16 protein-coding genes are annotated in these 19,168 nt (G+C 61.7%); 2 read left to right on the forward strand and 14 right to left on the reverse strand.

Annotated elements, in window-relative coordinates:
• Positions 1 to 34: 34 nt before the first annotated feature.
• A complete protein-coding gene (locus ACUN9Y_RS03160; protein WP_445459227.1) occupies positions 35 to 1,003 on the reverse strand; it encodes an MBL fold metallo-hydrolase in 969 nt (322 codons plus the stop codon).
• Positions 1,004 to 1,558: 555 nt separating this feature from the next.
• Between ACUN9Y_RS03160 and ACUN9Y_RS03165 the strand changes: the two genes are divergently transcribed.
• Positions 1,559 to 2,971 (forward strand): aldehyde dehydrogenase family protein, encoded by a 1,413-nt coding sequence (locus ACUN9Y_RS03165; protein ID WP_445459228.1) that lies wholly within the window; start codon positions 1,559 to 1,561, stop codon positions 2,969 to 2,971.
• 177 nt (positions 2,972 to 3,148) lie between these two features.
• Here the strand turns inward: ACUN9Y_RS03165 and ACUN9Y_RS03170 are convergent, their stop codons facing one another.
• The 5 genes from ACUN9Y_RS03170 to ACUN9Y_RS03190 form a co-directional block, all read right to left on the reverse strand.
• On the reverse strand, positions 3,149 to 3,664 hold the full coding sequence (locus ACUN9Y_RS03170; protein ID WP_445459229.1) for a hypothetical protein: 516 nt from the start codon (positions 3,662 to 3,664) through the stop codon (positions 3,149 to 3,151).
• Positions 3,642 to 5,012 (reverse strand): phosphatase PAP2/dual specificity phosphatase family protein, encoded by a 1,371-nt coding sequence (locus ACUN9Y_RS03175; protein WP_445459230.1) that lies wholly within the window; start codon positions 5,010 to 5,012, stop codon positions 3,642 to 3,644. The genes ACUN9Y_RS03170 and ACUN9Y_RS03175 overlap by 23 nt, the downstream gene beginning before the upstream one ends.
• On the reverse strand, positions 5,012 to 6,862 hold the full coding sequence (locus ACUN9Y_RS03180) for a bifunctional alpha/beta hydrolase/class I SAM-dependent methyltransferase (protein ID WP_445459231.1): 1,851 nt from the start codon (positions 6,860 to 6,862) through the stop codon (positions 5,012 to 5,014). Before ACUN9Y_RS03180 ends, ACUN9Y_RS03175 begins: the two co-directional genes overlap by 1 nt.
• Positions 6,855 to 7,505, reverse strand: coding sequence for a CDP-alcohol phosphatidyltransferase family protein (locus tag ACUN9Y_RS03185; RefSeq protein WP_445459232.1), 651 nt, complete (start codon positions 7,503 to 7,505; stop codon positions 6,855 to 6,857). The genes ACUN9Y_RS03180 and ACUN9Y_RS03185 overlap by 8 nt, the downstream gene beginning before the upstream one ends.
• Before the next feature lie 277 nt (positions 7,506 to 7,782).
• The gene (locus ACUN9Y_RS03190) at positions 7,783 to 9,393 is read right to left on the reverse strand and encodes an MFS transporter (RefSeq protein ID WP_445459233.1); all 1,611 of its coding nucleotides are present in this window, start codon (positions 9,391 to 9,393) and stop codon (positions 7,783 to 7,785) included.
• A gap of 110 nt (positions 9,394 to 9,503) precedes the next feature.
• On the opposite strand from ACUN9Y_RS03190, the gene ACUN9Y_RS03195 reads away from it, so the two are divergent.
• Positions 9,504 to 10,310: a helix-turn-helix transcriptional regulator gene (locus tag ACUN9Y_RS03195; RefSeq protein ID WP_445459234.1), complete on the forward strand. Its 807-nt coding sequence runs from the start codon at positions 9,504 to 9,506 to the stop codon at positions 10,308 to 10,310.
• Between the two features lie 310 nt (positions 10,311 to 10,620).
• On the opposite strand, the gene ACUN9Y_RS03200 is transcribed toward ACUN9Y_RS03195, so the two are convergent.
• The 8 genes from ACUN9Y_RS03200 to ACUN9Y_RS03235 form a co-directional block, all read right to left on the reverse strand.
• A complete protein-coding gene (locus tag ACUN9Y_RS03200; RefSeq protein WP_445459235.1) occupies positions 10,621 to 11,136 on the reverse strand; it encodes a hypothetical protein in 516 nt (171 codons plus the stop codon).
• Positions 11,137 to 11,240: 104 nt separating this feature from the next.
• Entirely contained in the window at positions 11,241 to 12,224 is a 984-nt protein-coding gene (locus ACUN9Y_RS03205; protein ID WP_445459236.1) for a fumarylacetoacetate hydrolase family protein, read from the reverse strand.
• A gap of 12 nt (positions 12,225 to 12,236) precedes the next feature.
• Positions 12,237 to 13,022, reverse strand: a complete 786-nt coding sequence (locus tag ACUN9Y_RS03210) for a cyclase family protein (protein WP_445459237.1) — start codon at positions 13,020 to 13,022, stop codon at positions 12,237 to 12,239.
• A 78-nt stretch (positions 13,023 to 13,100) separates the two neighbouring features.
• The gene (locus ACUN9Y_RS03215; RefSeq protein ID WP_445459238.1) at positions 13,101 to 14,105 is read right to left on the reverse strand and encodes an MBL fold metallo-hydrolase; all 1,005 of its coding nucleotides are present in this window, start codon (positions 14,103 to 14,105) and stop codon (positions 13,101 to 13,103) included.
• Between the two features lie 92 nt (positions 14,106 to 14,197).
• Positions 14,198 to 15,343, reverse strand: coding sequence for a hypothetical protein (locus ACUN9Y_RS03220; protein WP_445459239.1), 1,146 nt, complete (start codon positions 15,341 to 15,343; stop codon positions 14,198 to 14,200).
• A gap of 263 nt (positions 15,344 to 15,606) precedes the next feature.
• Positions 15,607 to 16,767: an alpha/beta hydrolase family protein gene (locus tag ACUN9Y_RS03225; protein WP_445459240.1), complete on the reverse strand. Its 1,161-nt coding sequence runs from the start codon at positions 16,765 to 16,767 to the stop codon at positions 15,607 to 15,609.
• 36 nt (positions 16,768 to 16,803) lie between these two features.
• A complete protein-coding gene (locus ACUN9Y_RS03230; protein WP_445459241.1) occupies positions 16,804 to 17,922 on the reverse strand; it encodes an FAD-dependent monooxygenase in 1,119 nt (372 codons plus the stop codon).
• 93 nt (positions 17,923 to 18,015) lie between these two features.
• Entirely contained in the window at positions 18,016 to 18,933 is a 918-nt protein-coding gene (locus ACUN9Y_RS03235; protein WP_445459242.1) for a LysR family transcriptional regulator, read from the reverse strand.
• Positions 18,934 to 19,168 lie beyond the last annotated feature (235 nt).

Below are 19,168 nucleotides of genomic sequence, written 5' to 3' on the forward strand. Positions count from 1 at the left end.
GCGTGGCACCGAGGCGGACGGCTGGCGAGGCGCGTTACTGGGTGCTGACGACGTCCTGCAGCGAATGCCACATCTCGTTGTCGCGCTGTGCGGTCCAGATGCGCGGGTCCGGGTGTTCCCCACCGGCCTCGTCATAGCAGCGGGTGATGTCGAAGGGCAGGCAGTGGTCAAAAATCACCCAGTGGCCGTACTTGGGCTTGAGCGTGGCGTAGGTCTCGGCGTAGCACTCGGAGAGCGACTTGCCGGCGGCCTTGCCGGCCTTCACCGAGCCGTACATGTCGGCCAGAAAGCTGCGCGTGCCCTCGATGGCCGAGCGGCATTCCTGCGGGCTCTGAAGCGCCTCACCGCGACCCGGGACCAGCTTCTGCGGGTCGAATTCGAGCAGCGCATCGAGGGTGGTGGGCCAGTGCTCGTGGTAGGCATCGCCGGTGTAGGGTGTCGCACCGAACTCGACCAGATCGCCGGCGAACATGACCTTTTCCTTGGGCAGCCAGACGATGGTGTCGCCCTTGGTGTGGCCGCGCCCAACGTGAATCAGCTGGACCTCGCGCTCGCCCATGAACAGGGTCAGCCTGGTTTCGAAGACGATGGTCGGCCAGGTCAGGCCGGGCACGGAATCGACGCCCTGGAACAGGCGCGGGAAGCGGCCGACCTCGGACTCGTAGTCCTGCTGGCCGCGCTCCTTGATCAGCTCGTAGGTATGGCGACTGGCGTAGATATGCTCGGCGTTGTAGGCCGAGGCGCCGAGCACACGCACGGCGTGATAGTGGCTCATGACCACGTGCTTGATCGGCTTGTCGGTGATTTCGCGGATCCGGCGGATGACATCCTGGGCCATGATCGGCGTGGCCTGGGTGTCGATGACCATGACGCTGTCGTCACCGATGATCACGCCGGTGTTGGGGTCACCCTCGGCGGTGTAGGCGTATAGGCCGTCGCCGAGCTTGACGAAGCTGACCTGCTTTTCTTCGGTATCGGCGTGAGAGGCGAACTGCTTGGTCATGGGTCCTCCGGAGCATCATGGTCGTGGGGCCCACCGGGGGAGGGCGAGCCTGCTGAACCGAGAATAGTTTCTTGTGAAACTAAAAGTCCAGCCCGTCTTGACCGAGATCAAGGCGAGATCGCATAATTTTTCGGATTTGGAATTGAAAAACAGCAAGTTGTTACAACTTTATACTTAAGTCTAGGAGGTTTGATCCGTTTATTTGGTTTCAAGGGAGACTAATTGAGTGGCGTGCCATGGGCCGTTACAACTGGTCATATCACTCGACAAAGCCGCACAAACTTCGGGTAACAGGTTTACATCGATGCCCTAGGCTGAGGGGCATTGGTGCTCGACCCGCCTGGCTTGCCAGCGGTGGCCATCGTCAAGCATCGCCATCGTCAAGCATCGCCATCGTCGGGCATCGCCATCGTCAGGCATCGGCGGCAGGTCGAGCGTCGCCCGTCTCAGGTCTCGGCCGCCTGGCTCGACGGTCTGCTTAGCCAAGCCGCCCCGTGCGTTCGGTACGCGCGTGACGTCATCGCTACCCACCCGGTTTCCACGTGAGGCTCATCCATGGAACGCTCCTTCTCCCTCTCGATCGGAGGCCAGTCGGTCCCCGGCGATCGCGGCACCTTCGCCGTCATCAACCCGGCCACCGGCGAGTCTTTTGCCGAGTGTCCGGCGGCGACCCCGGACCAGGTCAATCAAGCCGTGGCTGCGGCCGGGGTGGCTTTCCGCAGTTGGCAGCACCTGGCCGATGGCGAGCGCCAGGCCATGCTCGAGGCGATCGCCGAGAAGATCGAGGCCAATAGCGAAGAGTTGGCGACGCTGGTCACCCTGGAACAGGGTAAACCGCTGGACCTGGCGCGCTTCGAGGTCGGCGCGGCCGTCGCCTGGACCCGGGCCACGGCCGCGTTGGCGATACCGGTCAAGGTGATCGAGGATACCGCGCACAAGCTGATCGAGTTGCATCACCGCCCGGTGGGAGTGGTGGGGTCCATCACGCCCTGGAACTGGCCGCTGATGATCGCGGTGTGGCACATCATGCCGGCGCTACGCAGCGGCAACACGGTGGTGATCAAGCCGTCGTCGCTGACGCCCTTCAACACCCTGCGCCTGGTCGAGTTGATCAATGAGGTCGTGCCACCTGGTGTGGCCAATTGCGTCACCGGCGAAGGGGGCACGGGACGTGCCATCACCGCCAACCCCGGGGTTCAGAAGGTCGTGTTCACCGGCTCCACGCCCACCGGGCAGGACATCATGCGGGCCGCCGCCGACAACTTGAAGCGCCTGACCCTGGAGCTGGGGGGCAACGATGCCGGTATCGTGCTGCCAGACGCCGACCCGGCGGTGGTGGCGCCCAAGCTGTTCCAGAGCGCCTTTCTCAACATGGGCCAGACCTGCGCGGCGTTAAAGCGCCTGTACGTGCATGAAAGCCAATATGACGACCTGTGCGAGCGGCTGGCGCAGATCGCCCGAGAGCAGAAGATCGGTCCGGGCCTGGAGGCCGGTGTGACCTTCGGTCCGGTGCAGAACCCGGAGCAGTTGGCGCTGGTAGAGGCGTTGGTGGAAGACGCTCGCCAACAGGGCGCGAAGGTGCTCTGCGGCGGCGCCCGTCTCAACGGCTCCGGCTACTTCTACCCCCCGACGATCGTCGCCGGGCTGTCCAATGGCGTGCGCCTGGTCGATGAAGAACAGTTTGGCCCGGTACTGCCGGTCATCCCCTACGCCGACGTCGAGGACGCCTTGCGCATGGCCAACGACAACCCCAATGGCCTCGGGGGCTCGGTGTGGGGCAAGGATCTGACGCGCGCTCGGGCGCTCGCCCAGCGCCTGGAATGCGGCACCGCCTGGATCAATGGCCACGGTGAAGTGCTGCCCCATTGTCCCTTCGGCGGCCACAAGATGTCTGGTTTCGGTGTCGAATTCGGCGAAGAAGGACTGCTCGAGTACACCAACCCCCAACTGGTGCACGTCTGTAAGTAGACGCGCCTGGTCTTGCCTCCCAGGGTGAGGAGTGAAAGGGGGGAGCAGTGAGCCTCGTGCTGCTGTCATGTTCCCCGCTCGCTGGCACCGGCAGGCGCGGCGGCCGGGGTCGGGTGGTGGTGCCCCGGGGTGATACTCGCGGGCTGATCTAGTGCCCGGTACGCCGGGGTGTCAGGCTCAAGGCGCCGTCGCCAGCCACGGCAGCCCCAGGATGACCGCCATCACCACCAGGCACTGGCCTGCCATGCACAGCAGTTGGCGGCGCAACAGCGCAAGGGCGCCTCGGCGTCTTTGTGACCAGGGCCGGGGGCTAGCCTCCGGCGACGTCAGCCCCAGCGATGCCAGCGCCTCATCTAGCTCGACCGTGTGCTCCGCTAGCCGATCGGCGTGTTCGCTCATCCAGGTGAAGAGCTCCGCATCCACCGCCACCCGCGCGGCCCAGACCTTCTCGGCCAGCCCCAGGGCGATGACCAGAGCGCAAACCAGCGCCTGGGTGATGCTGGCGGTGGCCCCGAACAGCGGTGCCCCGAACAGCGGTGCCCCGAACAGCGGTGCCCCGAACAGTGGCGCCCCGAACAGTGGTGAGAGCCCCACCAGGACCGCGAGCAGCGTCAGGGCGCTGGAGCCGTGGTCGATCATTCGGCCTCGGCGCAGCAGGGCGGCGCACAGTTCAAGAGCGGCGTTGGCGGGCATCGGCGTGGCCTTGAGTGTCACAGGAGGGTGGCCGTTGCGGCATGGCGTCCAGGGCTTGTTTCTGCGCCTCGTGCAGAACGACCTGGGGCCGCGCGCTGCGAATCTGGGCAAAGGCCTGGGCAGCGCTGGCGCAGCGTCCGGTGTAAAGCAGCCAGGCGGCCACGGCGGTCGCACTGCGCGAATAGCCGAGGGCGCAACACACCAACAGCGGTCCCGGTGACGACACCCGCAGCGCGTCGATGGCCTGAGCCGCCGCCAGGCAGGTCTCGGCGCTTGGCGCCGTCAGGTCCAGCACCGGCAGCGCTCGGTAGCCCGGCGTGCGAACATGCACCGGCAGCTCGGCGGACAGGTCGACGATCGCCTCGAAGCCGGCCTGCTCCCGCCGGCTCGGAAGGCGCCCGAGAAAGACGCCCTCGCAGACCTCGTCGGCCTGGGGATGGCGGCGCGTCCAGGCGCGTGAATTCAGCCAGGCGAGCGCCAGGTACGGGGCGTACAGCCAGGTGGCCGCGGTGCTCAGTCGCCCATTGGCCTGCTTCTGGAAGCCCTGTGGTCCGAGGACTGCATAGTTCAGGGCGACCAGGGCCAGCGATAGCGAAGGCCACCATAGCCACAGCCACCCGCCCGAGAACACGATCGCCACCGCCAGCGTTGCGGCGCTACCGGCCGCGTAGCGTAGCGCCAGGCGCAAGCGCTTGGCGTCTCCGTGCAGGCGCCAATGGCGCCAGGGCGCGGGGGCGTTGCTGGGCCAAAGCCAGACACACAGCCAGCCGGCCAACACGCCGGTGGGCAGGTCGATGAAGTGGTGCTGCCAGGTGGTCAGCACCGATAGCCCGATCAGTGTAAACCAGCCGTGCAGCAGCCAGCGCCAGCGGCCACGCAGGTGAGCGGCGAAACATGCCCAGAGCACGATCAGCAGGGTGATATGCAGCGATGGCGCCTGGTTGTAGGGCTTGTCGAAGCCCATCAGCACATCGAACATGGCGCCGAACACCCCGCCGAGTTCGGGGCGCTCGAAGGTGAACTGCAAGGGCCACAGCAAAAAGCCGGCGACGCACACGAGCTGTGCGCTCACCAGGCGCAGTGCGTGGCGGTCGAGCTCGCGGCGGCTCGTCGGGAGCAGAAACGACAGGCCGTAGAGCAGGTCGATGGACCAGTACGGGACGATGGTCCAGGGCCACAGCGGAATCAGCGTCTCCCAGGCGAAGACCAGGCTGCCCACATCGTCGCGCTGGGCGGTGTAGCCGTTGGCGAAGTTGTAGCTTATGAAAAACAGCGGAGCGAGCAGCGCAAGCCAGGCGAGCCTGCGCCACATCAGCCCGCCGCGGGAGGGTAGCAAGTCGGCCGCCATCAGTTGACTCGCTGCGCCAGGCAGACGCTGAAGATGCCCCACTCGTCGGTGCGCTGGGTCAGCTTGCGAAAGCCCGCCGCCACGACCAGCTGATCCATCTCCGCCTGGGTGCGGCGGCGCATGACCCAGGGCTCACCGTCGCGATGGCTGGTCAGTGCCCGGGCGATCAGCTTAAGTTGCGGATGCCACGGTTGGCCGGTGTAGACCAGGTAGCCGCCCGGCGCGATGGCGTCGGCGAGCCCGGCCAGGGAAGCGCCGACCATGGCGTTGTCGCCGAAGAGCTCGTAGAGCCCGGAGACCACCGCGAGGGTCGGCGTGACGTCAAGGCGTGCCAGGTCCTCGCGATCGAAGGCATCGCCCTTGACGAAGCGGGCAATGTCGCCAAGCCCCTTGGCCTCGATCAGCGCTGCGCCGTCGCGCACGTTGATGTCGCTGTAGTCGCGCAGCAGGACCGCCTCGGGCCTGGGCGAGGCGCGCTCGACCGCCTCGAGAATGTAGCGGCCATGGCCCGCGGCGATATCGACGATACGCACCTCGTTGCCTTCGTCGCGCAGCCTGGCGATGCCGAGGCCCAGCAGTTCCTCGACGTGCACCTTGCGCTGGCGAATGCCGCGCCAGCCGATCGAGTTCAGATAGTTCTGGTCGATCAGGCGCCCGAGGCGAGAGCTTCCGGCGGGCGTGTTGCGATAGACATAGTCGAGGGTGCTGCCGGAATCGAAGCCGGTGTCGACGCCAAGCTTCACGCCGTCGGAGCGGGCACTCGCCCATGTCAGGCAGGCCCGGGTGACGCGCCAGTAGATCGCCGCCAGCGAGCGCCTTGGCAGTGGGGTGGCGAGGGCGTCGGACTCTGCGCAGGTGTCGCCGAAGCGGTCGGCGTCGAGCAGTGAAGGCCGCGCAGGCGGCGCATCGAAGCTGTGTCGGATGAAGCGGCGAACGCGCATCAGCGCCGGGCCGCGGTCCTTCTCGCCGAGGGTATCGTGGAACAACCCCGGCAGGATGTGCTTTTCCTTGTCGAGGCTGGCCAGGCGAGCGTGAAACTGCTCCTGGGGTTTACGGTGGACCACGAAATCGGCGCCGGAGATCAAGAGCTGGGTGGGCACCTGGATGGCGTTGGCGTCGGCCACCACGCGCTTGGCCGCGTCGTACAGCCCCAGCAGCATGTTGACCGAGATATCCCGGGTGATCAGCGGATCGGCGTCAAAGGAGCGAACGCGCTCTGGGTCGTGGCTGAGGTATCTCGCCTTGACGTAGCTCGAGACGAAAAAGTTGCCGCGCAGCGCCCGCAACAGCCTGAGCCCGGTACGGGCGAAGGGCACATAGAGCTTGACCTTGAAGGCCGGCGAGGCCAGCACCATCGAGCGAATCTGCGGGGCATAGTCGTGGGCCCAGGTGGCGACGATCACGGCCCCGACGCTCTGGGCGATGACCGAGATATTCGGCTCGGCGATGGCGTGGGCAGTCCCGATATGGTCGATGAAGGTCTGCACATCGCGCACGCTGGCCGAAAAGCTCGGGCTGTCGCCCCGGGCACCCGGCGAGTGGCCGTGGCCGCGGGCGTCCCAGGCGAAGAAATCGAACTCATCCAGGCCCAGTTCCTCGACCAGATGGGCCATACGCTCGCCGTGCTCGTGGCCGCGGTGGAACAGCACGATGGCCCGGCGCGGGGTAGCGGTGGCGCGCCGCTCGCTGTCGGCGGCCGGCCAGTGGCGATAGAACAGCTCGACGCCATCGTGGGTGGTGAAGGTGCCTTGCTGGGCTCGGCCCTGGGGGCGTCTTTCGGCGCTGCTGGGGGCGCTGCTGAGGGCGTTGCCCTCGCCGCCGTTGGGGGCGCCGTCTTCGATATCAGGCATCGGTGCGTCCTTGCTTCGAGGGCGGGCTGGCGGTGTCCACTCCACCTTCGGCCAATCCCTGCTTGATGCGGTTGACGGTGGTCAGGATCGAAAGCGCGGCGATCAGCAGCAGCACGATATCGATCCAGGCAAGCGGCAGCAGACCGCTGGCGACCCCGGCGCCGAGAACACCAAACACCAAGGCGCGGTCGCTCTTGCCCATGGGCCCATCGTAGCGCCGGGTGGCCGATACCATCGGCCCGAGCACCCCGGCGTACTCCGACACCAGCGCCAGCAACACGACGATCACGACCAGGGACGGGCTAACGCCCGGCAGCAAGGCGAAGGGCAGGAACAGGGCGCTATCGGCGATAACGTCGCAGAGCTCATTCAGGTAGGCGCCGAGCCGCGACTGCTGACCGAACTCTCGGGCCAGCATGCCGTCGATGGCGTTCAGCGCCATGCGCAGCAGCATCCACAAGGGCACCAGGGCGAACAGCCAGAGCTGGAGCGAGAACAGCGCGAGCACGGCGCCGAGGATGACGGAGACGATACCCGCCGCCAAGGTAACCTGGTTGGCGCTGATGCCACGCCGGTACATCCGTGTGACCAGGGGGCGAAGCAGAGCCTGAAAGCGCGGTTTGAGCTGATAGATCGACGGCATCGACGAAAATCCCTTTCCTGCAAGCGACGAGGTGGCGCGCACCAGCATAGCCGAGTTGGGCAAGTAAAGGGGGCTTCTCCCGCCAGGGCGCTGCATCGACGTTGGCGGTGCTGCGCTCGCGTCGGGTGGCGCCCAAGGCACTGGGCCGGGTAGTGCCCAAGGCACGGGGCCGCGTTTCGCTCGATGCCCGGAAAGCGAGCCTTGCTGGCAGCCCAAGGCCCGCGATGGCGTGGGCACCTGCCATTGCGGGGGCCTGCCATCGCGGGGGCAAGTGCGGCTACTCTTCGCCAAGCGTTTCTTTGCCAAGCGCCTCCTTGCCAAGTGCTTCTTCGCCAAGCGCCGGCACATCGCGCAGGTAAATCGTCGCGAGCAGGGCGAGCATCAGCACCAGGGCGCCGCTGACTGCCGCTGCCACGTTCAAGCCCGCGGCAAAGCTCTGCTGGGAGGCGGTCACCAGCGTCGTCGGTAGCTCATGCGCCAGCGTTGCCGTCTTCCATAGGCCCTGCTCGATCGCACTGGCGTGTTGCGCGCAAAGGTCACCAGGGATGTCCGCGGCGATCTGCTGGCGGTAGATGAGCGTCGCCAGGCTACCCATCAAGGCGATGCCGAGGGCAACGCCGAGTTCCTGAACCATTTCCGACAGCGCCGACGCGGCCCCTGCCTTCGCGACCGGCGCCGTCCCGATGACCAGCTCGGTGCCGAGCGCGGCGAGCGTGCCCAAGCCCATGTACACCAGGGAAAAGCCGGCCACGGCCCACCAGAGGGCGGACGGCGAGGTGTCCACCAAGGCCAGCAGCAGGTAACCCAGGGTCGACAGCAGCAGCACGCCCGCGACCACGTAGCCCGGTCGAATACGGCGGGCGACGAGGGGAGAGATGACGCCGGCGGCGACCATCATCAGCGCCGGCAGCCCCATCCACAGCCCCGCTCGCAGCGGCGTCAGCCCGGCGACCAACTGCAGGTACTGGGTCACGAGCAGCATCATGCCGGCCACGGCGATCAGGCCCAGCATCAAGACCAGCAGCGCGACACGAAAGGTGCGGCTGTCGAACAGGCTCAGGTCTATCAACGGCTGCGGGAGGCGGCGCTGGCGACGGATGAAGACGATGGCCATCGCGATGCCCAGGCCGATGGCCAGTGCGGGCATCACCGCTGGGCCCACCTTGGCCATGGCCTTCAGCCCGTACACCGTCGGCAGCACGGCGCCGAGCGACAGAAGGACGCTGACCAGATCCAGCCGGCCTGCGTGGTGCGAGCGGTACTCCGGCAGCAGCAGGGGTGCTGTCACCAGCAGCAGCCCGGTGATGGGAACGGCAATCAGAAAGGGCGCGCCCCACCAGAACTGGTTGAGCAGCCAGCCGCCCAGCACCGGCCCGGCCGCCATGCCCAGGGCGAAGGACGTGGCCCAGATGCCGATGGCGAGCGCGCGCTGATGGGCGTTCGCGAACAGGTTGGTGATCAAGGATAGCGTCGAAGGCATCAGGGTGGCCCCGGCAATGCCGAGCAGGGCACGAGCGATAAGCAGCATGTCGGCGCTGGTGGCGTAGGCCGCCATGATCGAGGTCGCACCGAAGGCCAGCATGCCCATCATCAGCAGGCGCCGCCGACCGATACGATCACCGAGGGTGCCCATGGTGATCAGAAAACCAGCGATCATGAAGCCGTAGACGTCCATGATCCACAGCGCCTGGGTGGCACTGGGCTGCAGGTCCATGGCCAGAGCCGGCAGCGCGAGGTAGAGGATGGTGACATCGAGGCCGAGCAGCATCGTGGGAAGTGCCAGCACGGCCAGGCCGAGCCAGGTCTTGCGCGTCGCCGTTGACGGCGCTGGGTACCCGCGCGAGACCGGCGCCTCGGCCATCGCCTGAGAAGTGCATGGAGTCGTCATATCGTCGCCTGTTTTCTCCGAGTGATGGCGACATACTCCGACTCGCATTATCCGGGTACAATATAGCCAGTTATCCTATTACCAGTGTTACCCGGCAGGGGAATATCACCGTGGTGGAGAAGAGCCTGACACGATCGCGCGGCGAACTGAGCGACTTCCTGGTCCAGCATCGCCATCAGCTCACCCCGGCCGATGTGGGGCTGCCCTCGACGACCAGGCGGCGAACCCCAGGGCTCCGGCGCGAGGAAGTGGCCACGCTCGCCGGGGTCGGCTTGACCTGGTACACCTGGTTCGAGCAGGGCCGGGAGATCAATGTCTCGGAGGCGTTCCTGCTCAACGTCGCTCGGGCCCTGAAGCTCGATGATGCCGACTGCTGCCACTTGTTCCTGCTGGCCCACCGGCGCCCGCCACCCGTCGATGTCTATCGGTGGCAGTCCATTCCCCCGCGCGTACAGGAGCTGATGGACGACATGACGCGTCCGGCCTACGTCATCAACCTGCGCTGGGACCTGATCGCCTGGAACGCCGCCGCCGATGCACTGTTCGACGTCTCGGCTCAGGCGGCCCAAGACCGCAACCTGATGAGGATGGTGTTCTCGAGCCCGTCGCTGCGCCGCCGGCTTCCCGAGTGGCGGGATGATGCGTTTCGGCTGCTGGCGCAGTTTCGCTGCACCATGGCCGCGACCCCCGACGACCCGGAGATACGCCGGCTGATCGACGACCTGTCTCGGCTATCGCCCGACTGGCGCCGCTGGTGGGACATGCCCGGGCTCGGCAAGGACTGCTTCGGCCTTGGCACGCTGCTCGATGAGAACGGCGAGCGCCGAGAGTTCGACCACGAGACGCTTATCGTCGATGAGCATCGCCACCTGAGAATGGTCATCTACTTCGATACCGCCGCAGACGCGAGTCAGTGAGACCACAGCATCCGGGTTTCGCCGTGTTTTTTTCTTGGAAAGCAGGAATAATATATTAACGATAAGTTTTTAGTTGGAAGGTTGGTCGTGGCATTATTATTGGTCTAGAAGGTTGTGGGTAATCGTTCTCATCTCCGTGAAAGGTCGTCGAAAAGTTGGTTTTCGGAATCATCGGAACTTGTTCCAAGGAAATAAGACATTGACACCTGTTGGCGACCATGTTGCATAACGATTTCTTTTCCACCCCAGAAGACGATGAGCACGCTCTGGGGTAGCCTTTCTTGATTGTCATTCTACTGAAGGTGGGTTGTCACTCCGCTGAAGGATGGGGGACTTTTGGACTGGCCGAGGCCTCGTTCCAGGCATGAGCAATGGTGATTTTCACACTCAGTCTCGCGACAAACGCTGCAATGATTGCACCGTAAGCGGTTTTGGTGATCAGTAGTACCGCGAACGCTATGGTATCCCCGGAGATAAGAAACAGTGCTGTCGTTGCCGCCAAACTTCCTACAGCGGTGGCTACGAGTGCTATCAAAAAACTACGTAGCACCGGTTGTTGAGGGAAGTACCAAGTTCTACCGGCCACCGCGTAGAACTGCTTGCGTGCCAGCTTTTTTCGTAGCAGGAGTGCGGGTACCAGAGCGCTCATCAGAGAGAACATGAAGGTTTGAGGGAGAAAGTCGATGGCGGCGCCTCCCGCGCCCCACAGCGAAATTTGGGGGGAGCCCGCGAAGATCGCAAACACAAAGCACACACTAATGCTGGCGCTGATGGCGGCAGCGGTGATCATTTCCTTTTTGATAAGCGGCTGGTGTTCTGTTTTCATGACACCCTCGGTTGTTGTTGTCAAAGGTTCGCTGTTATGAGCTTCGGGTCGGGTGATGGTGTTTACGAAGCCCTCGTCAGCAGATAAGAGGAGACACTGTCGGTTCAGCGATTGGCGACGGGAACGACCTGTTGCAGGATGGCGCCGAACAACGGGGAGTCGTCCGCCAGGCGGCACTCCATTCGCACTTCGTCGCCAAAGCTCAGGAAAGGAGTGCTGGCCAGGCCAGTGTCTGCGATTTCCATGGCGCGTCGTTCGGCAATGCACGCGGAACCAACTCGGCGAAAGTCGGCATTGGAGATGGTGCCAGATCCGATGACTGTGCCGGCTGGCAAATCTCTTGAGTAGGCGGCGTGGGCGATCAATTCGTGGAATCCCACCGACATGGCATGGCCATTGGGGTGCCCGAAGTGGGCGCCATTGACGGAAACATCGAGTGCCAGGTCGACGCGACTGTCTCGCCAAGCGTCGCCCAGTTCATCCGGTGTCAATGCCACGGGTGCCATGGAGCACCTGGGTTTGCATTGCAGCATACCGAAGCCGGTCTTCATTTCGATCGGGCCGAGATAGCGTAGGCTCCAGTCATTGACCTGCACTACCAGGCGGGTAGCTGTGGCGCAGGACTGCGCATCACGGCCCATTTCCACCGGACCGGTAATGACCGCGAACTCGCCCTCGAAGTCGATATTATCCTCCTCTGACGGGAACGGAGATGGCTCGGTAGGCCCCTGAAAGCGGTCGGATACACCCTGGTACATCAACGGTCTTCCCAGTGCATGGCGTGCCTGAAGCTTGAAGGCCTGCTCCATGAGCTGGCCATGGCTATCGAAGGCGGAGGCATCCAGCCATTGCCAGGCGCGCGGTAGAGGAGCCATGGCGCGATCGGCCTCGAAGGCGACACTGTCAACCGAACAACCGGCGTTCAACAGTCGATACTGGCGTTCGAGAAGTGGGGCAACATCGTCCCAGTGCTCGAGAGCCTCCAGCAGTGTCGCAACGGCTTGCGTTGGCACGGCAGCGCGGTTGCGCCGACAGACCAGATGTAGTCGTCCATCCGGATGTCCATTGGGTAGCGTGGCAAAGCGCATGCTGATCTCCTGTTATTGTGCGGGAACTAGGGCGATAGGGCGGCACCAGCCGGCCGATGCTCGTGCGATCTTGACCGGCAGGCATATGACGTCGAAGCCTGTATCCGGTAGCTGATTCAGGTTGGCGAGCTTTTCCATATGGCAGAACACGGTGTCGGCACCGGCCTTGTGGCCTTCCCAGAACAGCGATGGGTTTCCACTCTCGTGAACACGTGCTACTTGGGTGGCCAGTGGCGGATCCCAGCTCCAGGCATCGGTGCCCGCCACCTTCACCCCATGCCGCGTGAGGTACAGCGTGGCTTCGCGACCCATCCCGCAGCCAGAGGCAACATAGTCATCCTCGCCATAGCGTTCTCCGGCACGTGTATTGATCAGCACGATGTCACCCGATGTCAGATGGTGCCCGATGCGTTGCAGCTCGGCCTCCACTTCGACAGCTGTGACCAGGTGACCGTCGGGTAGTGCCCGAAAGTCGAGCTTGACGCCTGGGCCCACGCACCACTCAAGAGGGACTTCATCAATGGTCATGGCGCGCTTTCCACCATCCATGGTGGGGTGATAATGCCAGGGGGCATCCATATGGGTGCCTGTGTGAGTGCTCATCACACAGCGCTCAACAGCAGCGCCTTTGCCTTCTAGTTGCTGGTCCACGGGAATGCCGAAGATCTCTTCGAACTCCCTCGCGCCCTGGTCATGGTCTATGTAGTCGATCTGCGGACCTAGGCCCGGAGGATCTGAGGCGATGCCAGCGGTGAGGCTAACGGCGAGATCAATGATGGTCTTGTCTTCTTTCAGCATGACGTTCTCCGTCGTCGGGAAGGGGAGGTGAACGAGGGAACGACCTCGGGAGCCACCGAAATTCTGGCCGTTGATCGCTCAATAGCAGTCGAGGTCTCGGGCCAGGCTAACCGGACCATCAAACACATTGCTGACGCCATTGGTGTAGCTGTCCAGGCCCGTCTCGTTGTCCATACCCGGAACAATATGGGTTAGCACCACTTCGCCGACATTCGCAGCTACAGCGATATTGCCGACCTCCTCAGGGGTGAGATGGTTTTGTTGCATATGCTGGAGCATGGCGGGTAGAGCCTGAGCGGGAAGGTCCCCAGCGGAACGCAGGACATGCTCCATGCGTTCCAGGTCAATCACTTCACTGACCAGCACATCGGCACCTTCTGCGAGGGCGATCACGTTTTCGGAGGGGCCGGTATCACCGGTATACACATAGCTTCGTTCTGGCGTCTCGATGCGGAAGGCATAGGAACGAGCGTATTCCGCTTCTGCGCTGTGCTCGGGGAAGTGGTAGTGATCGTTGGTGATGGCAAGAACCCGGATCCGATCATCCCGGTAGACTTCGGTAGCTGTATTCATCTCCATGGGGAGATCACTCGCGCTGACGGTGTCTGCCAACTTTACCGTCTGCTCAGGCGATGTCTTGCCGATGGGCGCCATCGCGGTAGGGTGGAAGGCCTGAACCAGGTGGTTAACCATGTCGACCGTGCCGTGGGGGCCGATGATCGGCAGTGGCCTTGAGTGGTTGAAAAGCCAACGACTGGAGATCAACTGGCCAAGGTCGGCGTTGTGGTCGATATGGTGATGCGAAAGGAAGATGGCCTCGACGTCTGTCATCGAGATGCCAGCCTTGACCATCTGCCGCTCGGTACCTGAACCGGTGTCGAAGAGGTACGCCTTGCCGTCGATCAGCACCGCGTTGGCTGGCTCCATTCGTTGCTGCCTGATGACAGGGCCGCCGCCGGTTCCTAGGGTGATAAAGCTCACTGACGGGGTGGATTCCTGGGCCATGGCCTGGTTGCAAACAAACGGGCTGGACAGCAGGGAGCAGATAACGAGAGAGAAGCCCAGAACCAGCGTCTTGTGCATGTACTTTTCCTCTTGTTGCTTGGGTGATGGCTATAGAGCGCGACTGTTGTTGGATAGAACGCTTGAGCAGGGAAGGAATTGCTGTCGGATCGTCAGAAGGACAGCGTTACGCCGGCGACGAGGACGTTGTTCTCGCGGTCGCCCTGCAAGCCCTGGTAGCGCTTGTAGTCCAGGAACACACCGTGGCCTTGCATCGTGGCCGTGATACCAGCACCTAGCACGGCATAGGTATCCTCATTGTTCAGCTCATCCAGTGCATTTTCGTACTCGTACTCGACGCCGAGCGTTGCACTGGGGAGCCATTGAAGGCCGGGGGTGGGTTGCGGCGCCTTCTGCAGGCGGAAATGAGCCCAGGCAAGACCGAACTCCTCATCGGCACCATTCACTCCGGTCTCTTTCGGCAACTCGATATTTCCAAGCTGCGGGGAGGTCGGGCTCAGGGAGCTGTGGTGGTACAGGGCGCCGATGCGGGGATGAGCCAGGGTCCCTTGTGGAAGCCAACTGGTGTCATTGCCAAACCAGGAGCCGACCACATCGGCCTGCAGATAGTAGCGATCATCACCCTGCTTCTTGCGTAGTTCCGATGTGCCGTAGCGAGTAGGGATATCGTAGACACGATTCTCCGTCTCTCCCCAGACGTACAGGCCGCGGGCGGCCATACCCCAGTGATCACTGAACTTGTGCAGGTAATCGACGCGCAGACCAAGGCTGTCGCGAATGACTTCGGTTCCGCTGATCTGGTCTTCACTCTCGAAGTTGTTGGCGACCACACCGACCCCCCACATTACGTTTTCGTTGGGCAGGTGCAGGAACTCGATTTCACCGTGATACAGCTCGCCTTCAAGCTCCAGTGAGTGGGGGCTCGAGTCGCTGGCAGTGCGAGCGCCGTTGATGCGAAGGTAACTGGCGCCGACAGAGGAGGGCAGTTCCAGCATCAGATTTACCGGGGTGATCAGAATGTTGCTGTCTTCTCGAAAGTCGACCTTTTGTGGATCGCTGCTGTGCGCACCGTAAGCGAAGCGTGCCGATCCCATTCTGGCCTGAGCCGCACCAAACTTCTGATTGGAAAAGAACGGCTGTAGTAGGCCCGCATTGCCCAGATTGATCAGGGACCGTGCCCCGACAGAAGGGCCGGGATGGGGGAGTGACCTAAGAGACGATGTATCCTGAGCGAGGGCGTGGGGGCAGATAGCGGTGAAAAGAGCGCAAACTCCTGTCACTGCGAAGATCTTGATCATCGTGAGCTCTCTATCGTTGTTATGTGGAACACCTTGGGTGTTCTCAGGTGGGACTTGGCGACGAGAATGTCTTGTTGAAGATCACATGTTGGCGGTGAATAGTGATCTTTTTTCACGATAGCGCTCACAAGCTGGCAAGAAAAAACACTTATAATTATGTTGGTCATTTATGATTTAAATGACGGTTTAATACTAAAGTGGATGAATAGGGTAAAGTGGATGAATAGGGCCCTCTGATGTAGTGTCTAGAGGACCCAGGACGATCAGGACGTTCTTCCGCCAAGCGTATCGGCAAACCAATCCGCAATATAGTGTCGACCGTAGCTCATGTTGTCAGCGCCGACGTGCTCAACTCCACCTTCCCTCTCGGTAAATATTTTCAGTTTTCGGCGCGGAGAATTTTCTAGCTGATCATATGATTGGTGCGCATAATCCAGGCTGATCTGGCGGTCATGTTCACCATGTGTCACGAGGAAGGGAACACGAATTTTTTCCATGACGCCATCGAGGGTCATACCTTCCGCGCGCCGGAAGAAATCGTTGTTGTCGTTGGCTCCGAAGACCCACCGAACGTGATTCCAGTAGTGAGGAACCGGGTTTTCCCCTTCGCGTTTCAGTCGCTTCTGTTGTACCTCTGCCCAGTTGTGGTTGGCACCCCATACGGCGCCCGATGCGTAGCGAGGCTCCATGGCACAGACGCGAGGGGCGTAGTAGCCCCCGAGGGAAATGCCGGTGATGCCGATACGAGATGCATCTACATCCTCACGACTGGCCAGCCACTCGTAAACTGGGGTCCCCCATTCCTCGGCCCGCCAGGTGGCGGGCAGCTCCTGGAGGCGCAGGCTTTCACCTGTACCGGGTTGGTCGACACACAGGCAACTGACGCCGCGACGAGCGAGCTCCTCTGGCAGGCGCGACCACCACAGCATTTCCTTGCAGCTGTCGAGACCGTTCAGAAAGACCACTGCCGGAACGGGGCCTTCACCTCCCGTAGCGCGGCTGTACAACGCGGCGATGTGCTTGTCGCCATAGGGAATTTCGACACGCTGGACGTTGAGGCTTCCCAGTTTGGCTCCCGCATCGAATGCCTGGCGGCCTTTCACAAAGCTGTCCATACGTCCTTGAGACCCTTGGGCCTGCATACGTTCTGCGATGAGGTAATACAACGAGGCGCGCTGTAGTTTGTCGCTAGCCGAGAAGTCATGTCCCTTGGTCTGGTCTTCTTGCGCCAGTCCAGCCAAGCGGTCGGCGACTTTGACCCACTCGTGCATGAATGCTTCGGTGCCAACATCCTCGCCCCCTTGGGCCGCCTCCAGCAGGGGTTGGCACATGTCCATGATCTCACCCAGTTTCGCGCCGCTTTCCATGGCGATGGCAACGGACAAGTTCCAGACATAGTTGGGAAAATAGTTGAATAAGGCCAAGGTCCTGGTCTCCTGTGACAGACGCTTTCAAGTGTCTCAAATGGGTTCCGCCATGAGCGTCAGGCACTGGCGGTTGATCTCACCGGGGTCGACATCGTTCCTCGTGCCCATCTGCATGTCTCCAATGGCGCGAGAATTGATGTTGACGAAGCGGCAGCGTTCAAAACGCCGCTGGCGATAGCGGCTGAAGACCTCCTCGAGGTCACCCGAGCCCGAGAGTTCATCGGCCAGCACTATTGCGTCTTCGATGGCCATACCGGCCCCCTGCGCCAGGTGCGGCGTGGAGGCGTGTACGGCATCTCCCAGCAGCACCACACGGCCCTTGTGCCACGGTCCTTCGATGAAGATGACCTGGAGGGGTTTTGCGACCACCTCGAGGTCGTCATGAACGAATTTCATCAGTTGCTGGATTTGAGGGGCGGCGTCCCTGGAACGGCGATGCAACATTGCACAGGCTTGACGTTGATCCAGCCGAAAATCCTCGGGTTCTTCGCTGAGCATGAACAAGTACATCAGCCCACTGGATAAAGGAGTCAGACCGCCATTGACGCGGCCATAGAAAAGGTGGATACCCTTGATCTCCTCAGGGCGTGGCATGTTGTAGCGCCATACCCACTGGCCCGTATAGTGTGGTTCAGGGGCATGCGGGAAGATGGCGCGGCGAGTGCTTGAAAAAATCCCATCGGCGCCAATCATCAGTAGGAAGCTATCTCGACTACCATCACTGAAGACAGCGTCAATGCCGTCGGTTTTTTCCTGCCAGTGGTCGAGTACCGTTCCAAGGCGAATATCAGTGCCCAATTCAGTGGCCTTATTCGCTAGAATATTCTGGAGAGATATTCGACTAACACCGACGTTTGACGGAAGTTCTTCTCCTGCTAAACGTGGCGAAGAGAAGGAGAAAATGGACTCACCTTGGCTATTAAAACAGTGAGTCTCATCGAATCCGTACGAGTTAGCCAGATAGTCATCAAGAATATCCATGTCGGCCATCACGCGAAGTACGTTGAACTGCTGGATAATACCCACACCCGTGGCAGGCCATTCAGGCTCCCTTTCGATCAGCGTGACAGAGAAGCCCTTTCGCCGCAGCGCAATGGACACTGTCAACCCGCCGATGCCACCACCAACTACCAGAATGTTATCTTTGTTCATATAAATTACCTCCTATGTCTAGCCTAACGGCAGGACTTGGGCACGGGAAGTTGAGGAGTCAAATAGTAGGGATTTATAAGAGTGATATTTGGTCTATATCAACATCTTTGACGCACGCCGCATCAGGTCAGTGAGCCAGCGAATGCCGGGGTCTTGGTCGCGATAGGCGTGCCACTGAATACGCTCTTCTAGTACAGGAACGTCGAACGGAAGCGAGTGTATTTCGATAGGAAGGATGGACTGGTACTGCTGCGCAAGGTGCCGGTGTACCGTTGCGATACGATCACTGTTCACGACAAGGTGGGGGAGCGACGCAAAGGTATAGCTTTTCAGTGCGATGTCACGAAATATACCGAGGCCTTCCAGCCATTGTTGCTCGAAGGTCGCCGCACCCGTGGTCGGTATCATCTGCACGTGGCGCGCAGCCGTGTAGCGCTCTAGCGTCATGCTCTTGCCGTGATGCCTGCTTCTGGAGCAGGTGATGCAGACATAGGATTCGCTGAACAGATGCGCACTGGGGTGCTCGGGCGAGGTCAAGGGAGCAGGAGCGATCAGAACATCGGCATCACCTTTCTCGATGGCTTGATGGGGCGACTCGACTTGGGGAAGAAGCTGGAAGTTGAGTGAGGAAGATTCCGCATCGGCGAGTTCCAGGACCCTGGGCATCAGGGCGGTCATGGTGAAGTCCGAAAGAATGATGCGGAAGTCACGTGTCGACTGACTGGGATCGAACACGAGGTCGGTATCCACCGTGGCCTCGATACGCACAAGGATATCGCGTACCGAATGCTTCATGGCTTGGGCTCGAGGTGTCAGCTCCATGCGACGCCCCACCTGCACCAGAAGAGGGTCGTCGAAATAGCTTCGTAGCCGGGTGAGGGCGTTGGACATGGCCGACTGGGTCAGGTTCATGCGCTCGGCGGCGCGGCTGACCGATTTGAGTGTCAGCATATGATCGAGGGCGACCAGGAGGTTGAGGTCCAACTTATTGAAATGCATGGCATGAATCACGGTCGGTTGTCATAGTTGTGCATCCATTTGTGCCCTGAATTGGTGCGGTCATGAAAATGGAAAATGTAAATACTAAGTATTGATAGTATCAATATAAGTGGTGGTATGAATTCATTCACATGATCAATTTGTCGAATCACGAAGAATCATTTTTCTGTCAACAGCATTGCTCGTAGCGTTGCCTCATCGGGATGCGGGTTACTCGCCCCCACCACGCCAACAGCTCAGCCAATGA

This window comes from Halomonas sp. V046, from assembly GCF_052645355.1.

Excerpts from the sequence above, each read along its gene's own strand:
- ACUN9Y_RS03160 (WP_445459227.1), bottom strand. The coding sequence starts at position 1,003 with ATGACCAAGCAGTTCGCCTCTCACGCCGATACCGAAGAAAAGCAGGTC.
- ACUN9Y_RS03165 (WP_445459228.1), top strand. The coding sequence starts at position 1,559 with ATGGAACGCTCCTTCTCCCTCTCGATCGGAGGCCAGTCGGTCCCCGGC.
- ACUN9Y_RS03170 (WP_445459229.1), bottom strand. The coding sequence starts at position 3,664 with ATGCCCGCCAACGCCGCTCTTGAACTGTGCGCCGCCCTGCTGCGCCGA.
- ACUN9Y_RS03175 (WP_445459230.1), bottom strand. The coding sequence starts at position 5,012 with ATGGCGGCCGACTTGCTACCCTCCCGCGGCGGGCTGATGTGGCGCAGG.
- ACUN9Y_RS03180 (WP_445459231.1), bottom strand. The coding sequence starts at position 6,862 with ATGCCTGATATCGAAGACGGCGCCCCCAACGGCGGCGAGGGCAACGCC.
- ACUN9Y_RS03185 (WP_445459232.1), bottom strand. The coding sequence starts at position 7,505 with ATGCCGTCGATCTATCAGCTCAAACCGCGCTTTCAGGCTCTGCTTCGC.
- ACUN9Y_RS03190 (WP_445459233.1), bottom strand. The coding sequence starts at position 9,393 with ATGACGACTCCATGCACTTCTCAGGCGATGGCCGAGGCGCCGGTCTCG.
- ACUN9Y_RS03200 (WP_445459235.1), bottom strand. The coding sequence starts at position 11,136 with ATGAAAACAGAACACCAGCCGCTTATCAAAAAGGAAATGATCACCGCT.
- ACUN9Y_RS03205 (WP_445459236.1), bottom strand. The coding sequence starts at position 12,224 with ATGCGCTTTGCCACGCTACCCAATGGACATCCGGATGGACGACTACAT.
- ACUN9Y_RS03210 (WP_445459237.1), bottom strand. The coding sequence starts at position 13,022 with ATGCTGAAAGAAGACAAGACCATCATTGATCTCGCCGTTAGCCTCACC.
- ACUN9Y_RS03215 (WP_445459238.1), bottom strand. The coding sequence starts at position 14,105 with ATGCACAAGACGCTGGTTCTGGGCTTCTCTCTCGTTATCTGCTCCCTG.
- ACUN9Y_RS03220 (WP_445459239.1), bottom strand. The coding sequence starts at position 15,343 with ATGATCAAGATCTTCGCAGTGACAGGAGTTTGCGCTCTTTTCACCGCT.
- ACUN9Y_RS03230 (WP_445459241.1), bottom strand. The coding sequence starts at position 17,922 with ATGAACAAAGATAACATTCTGGTAGTTGGTGGTGGCATCGGCGGGTTG.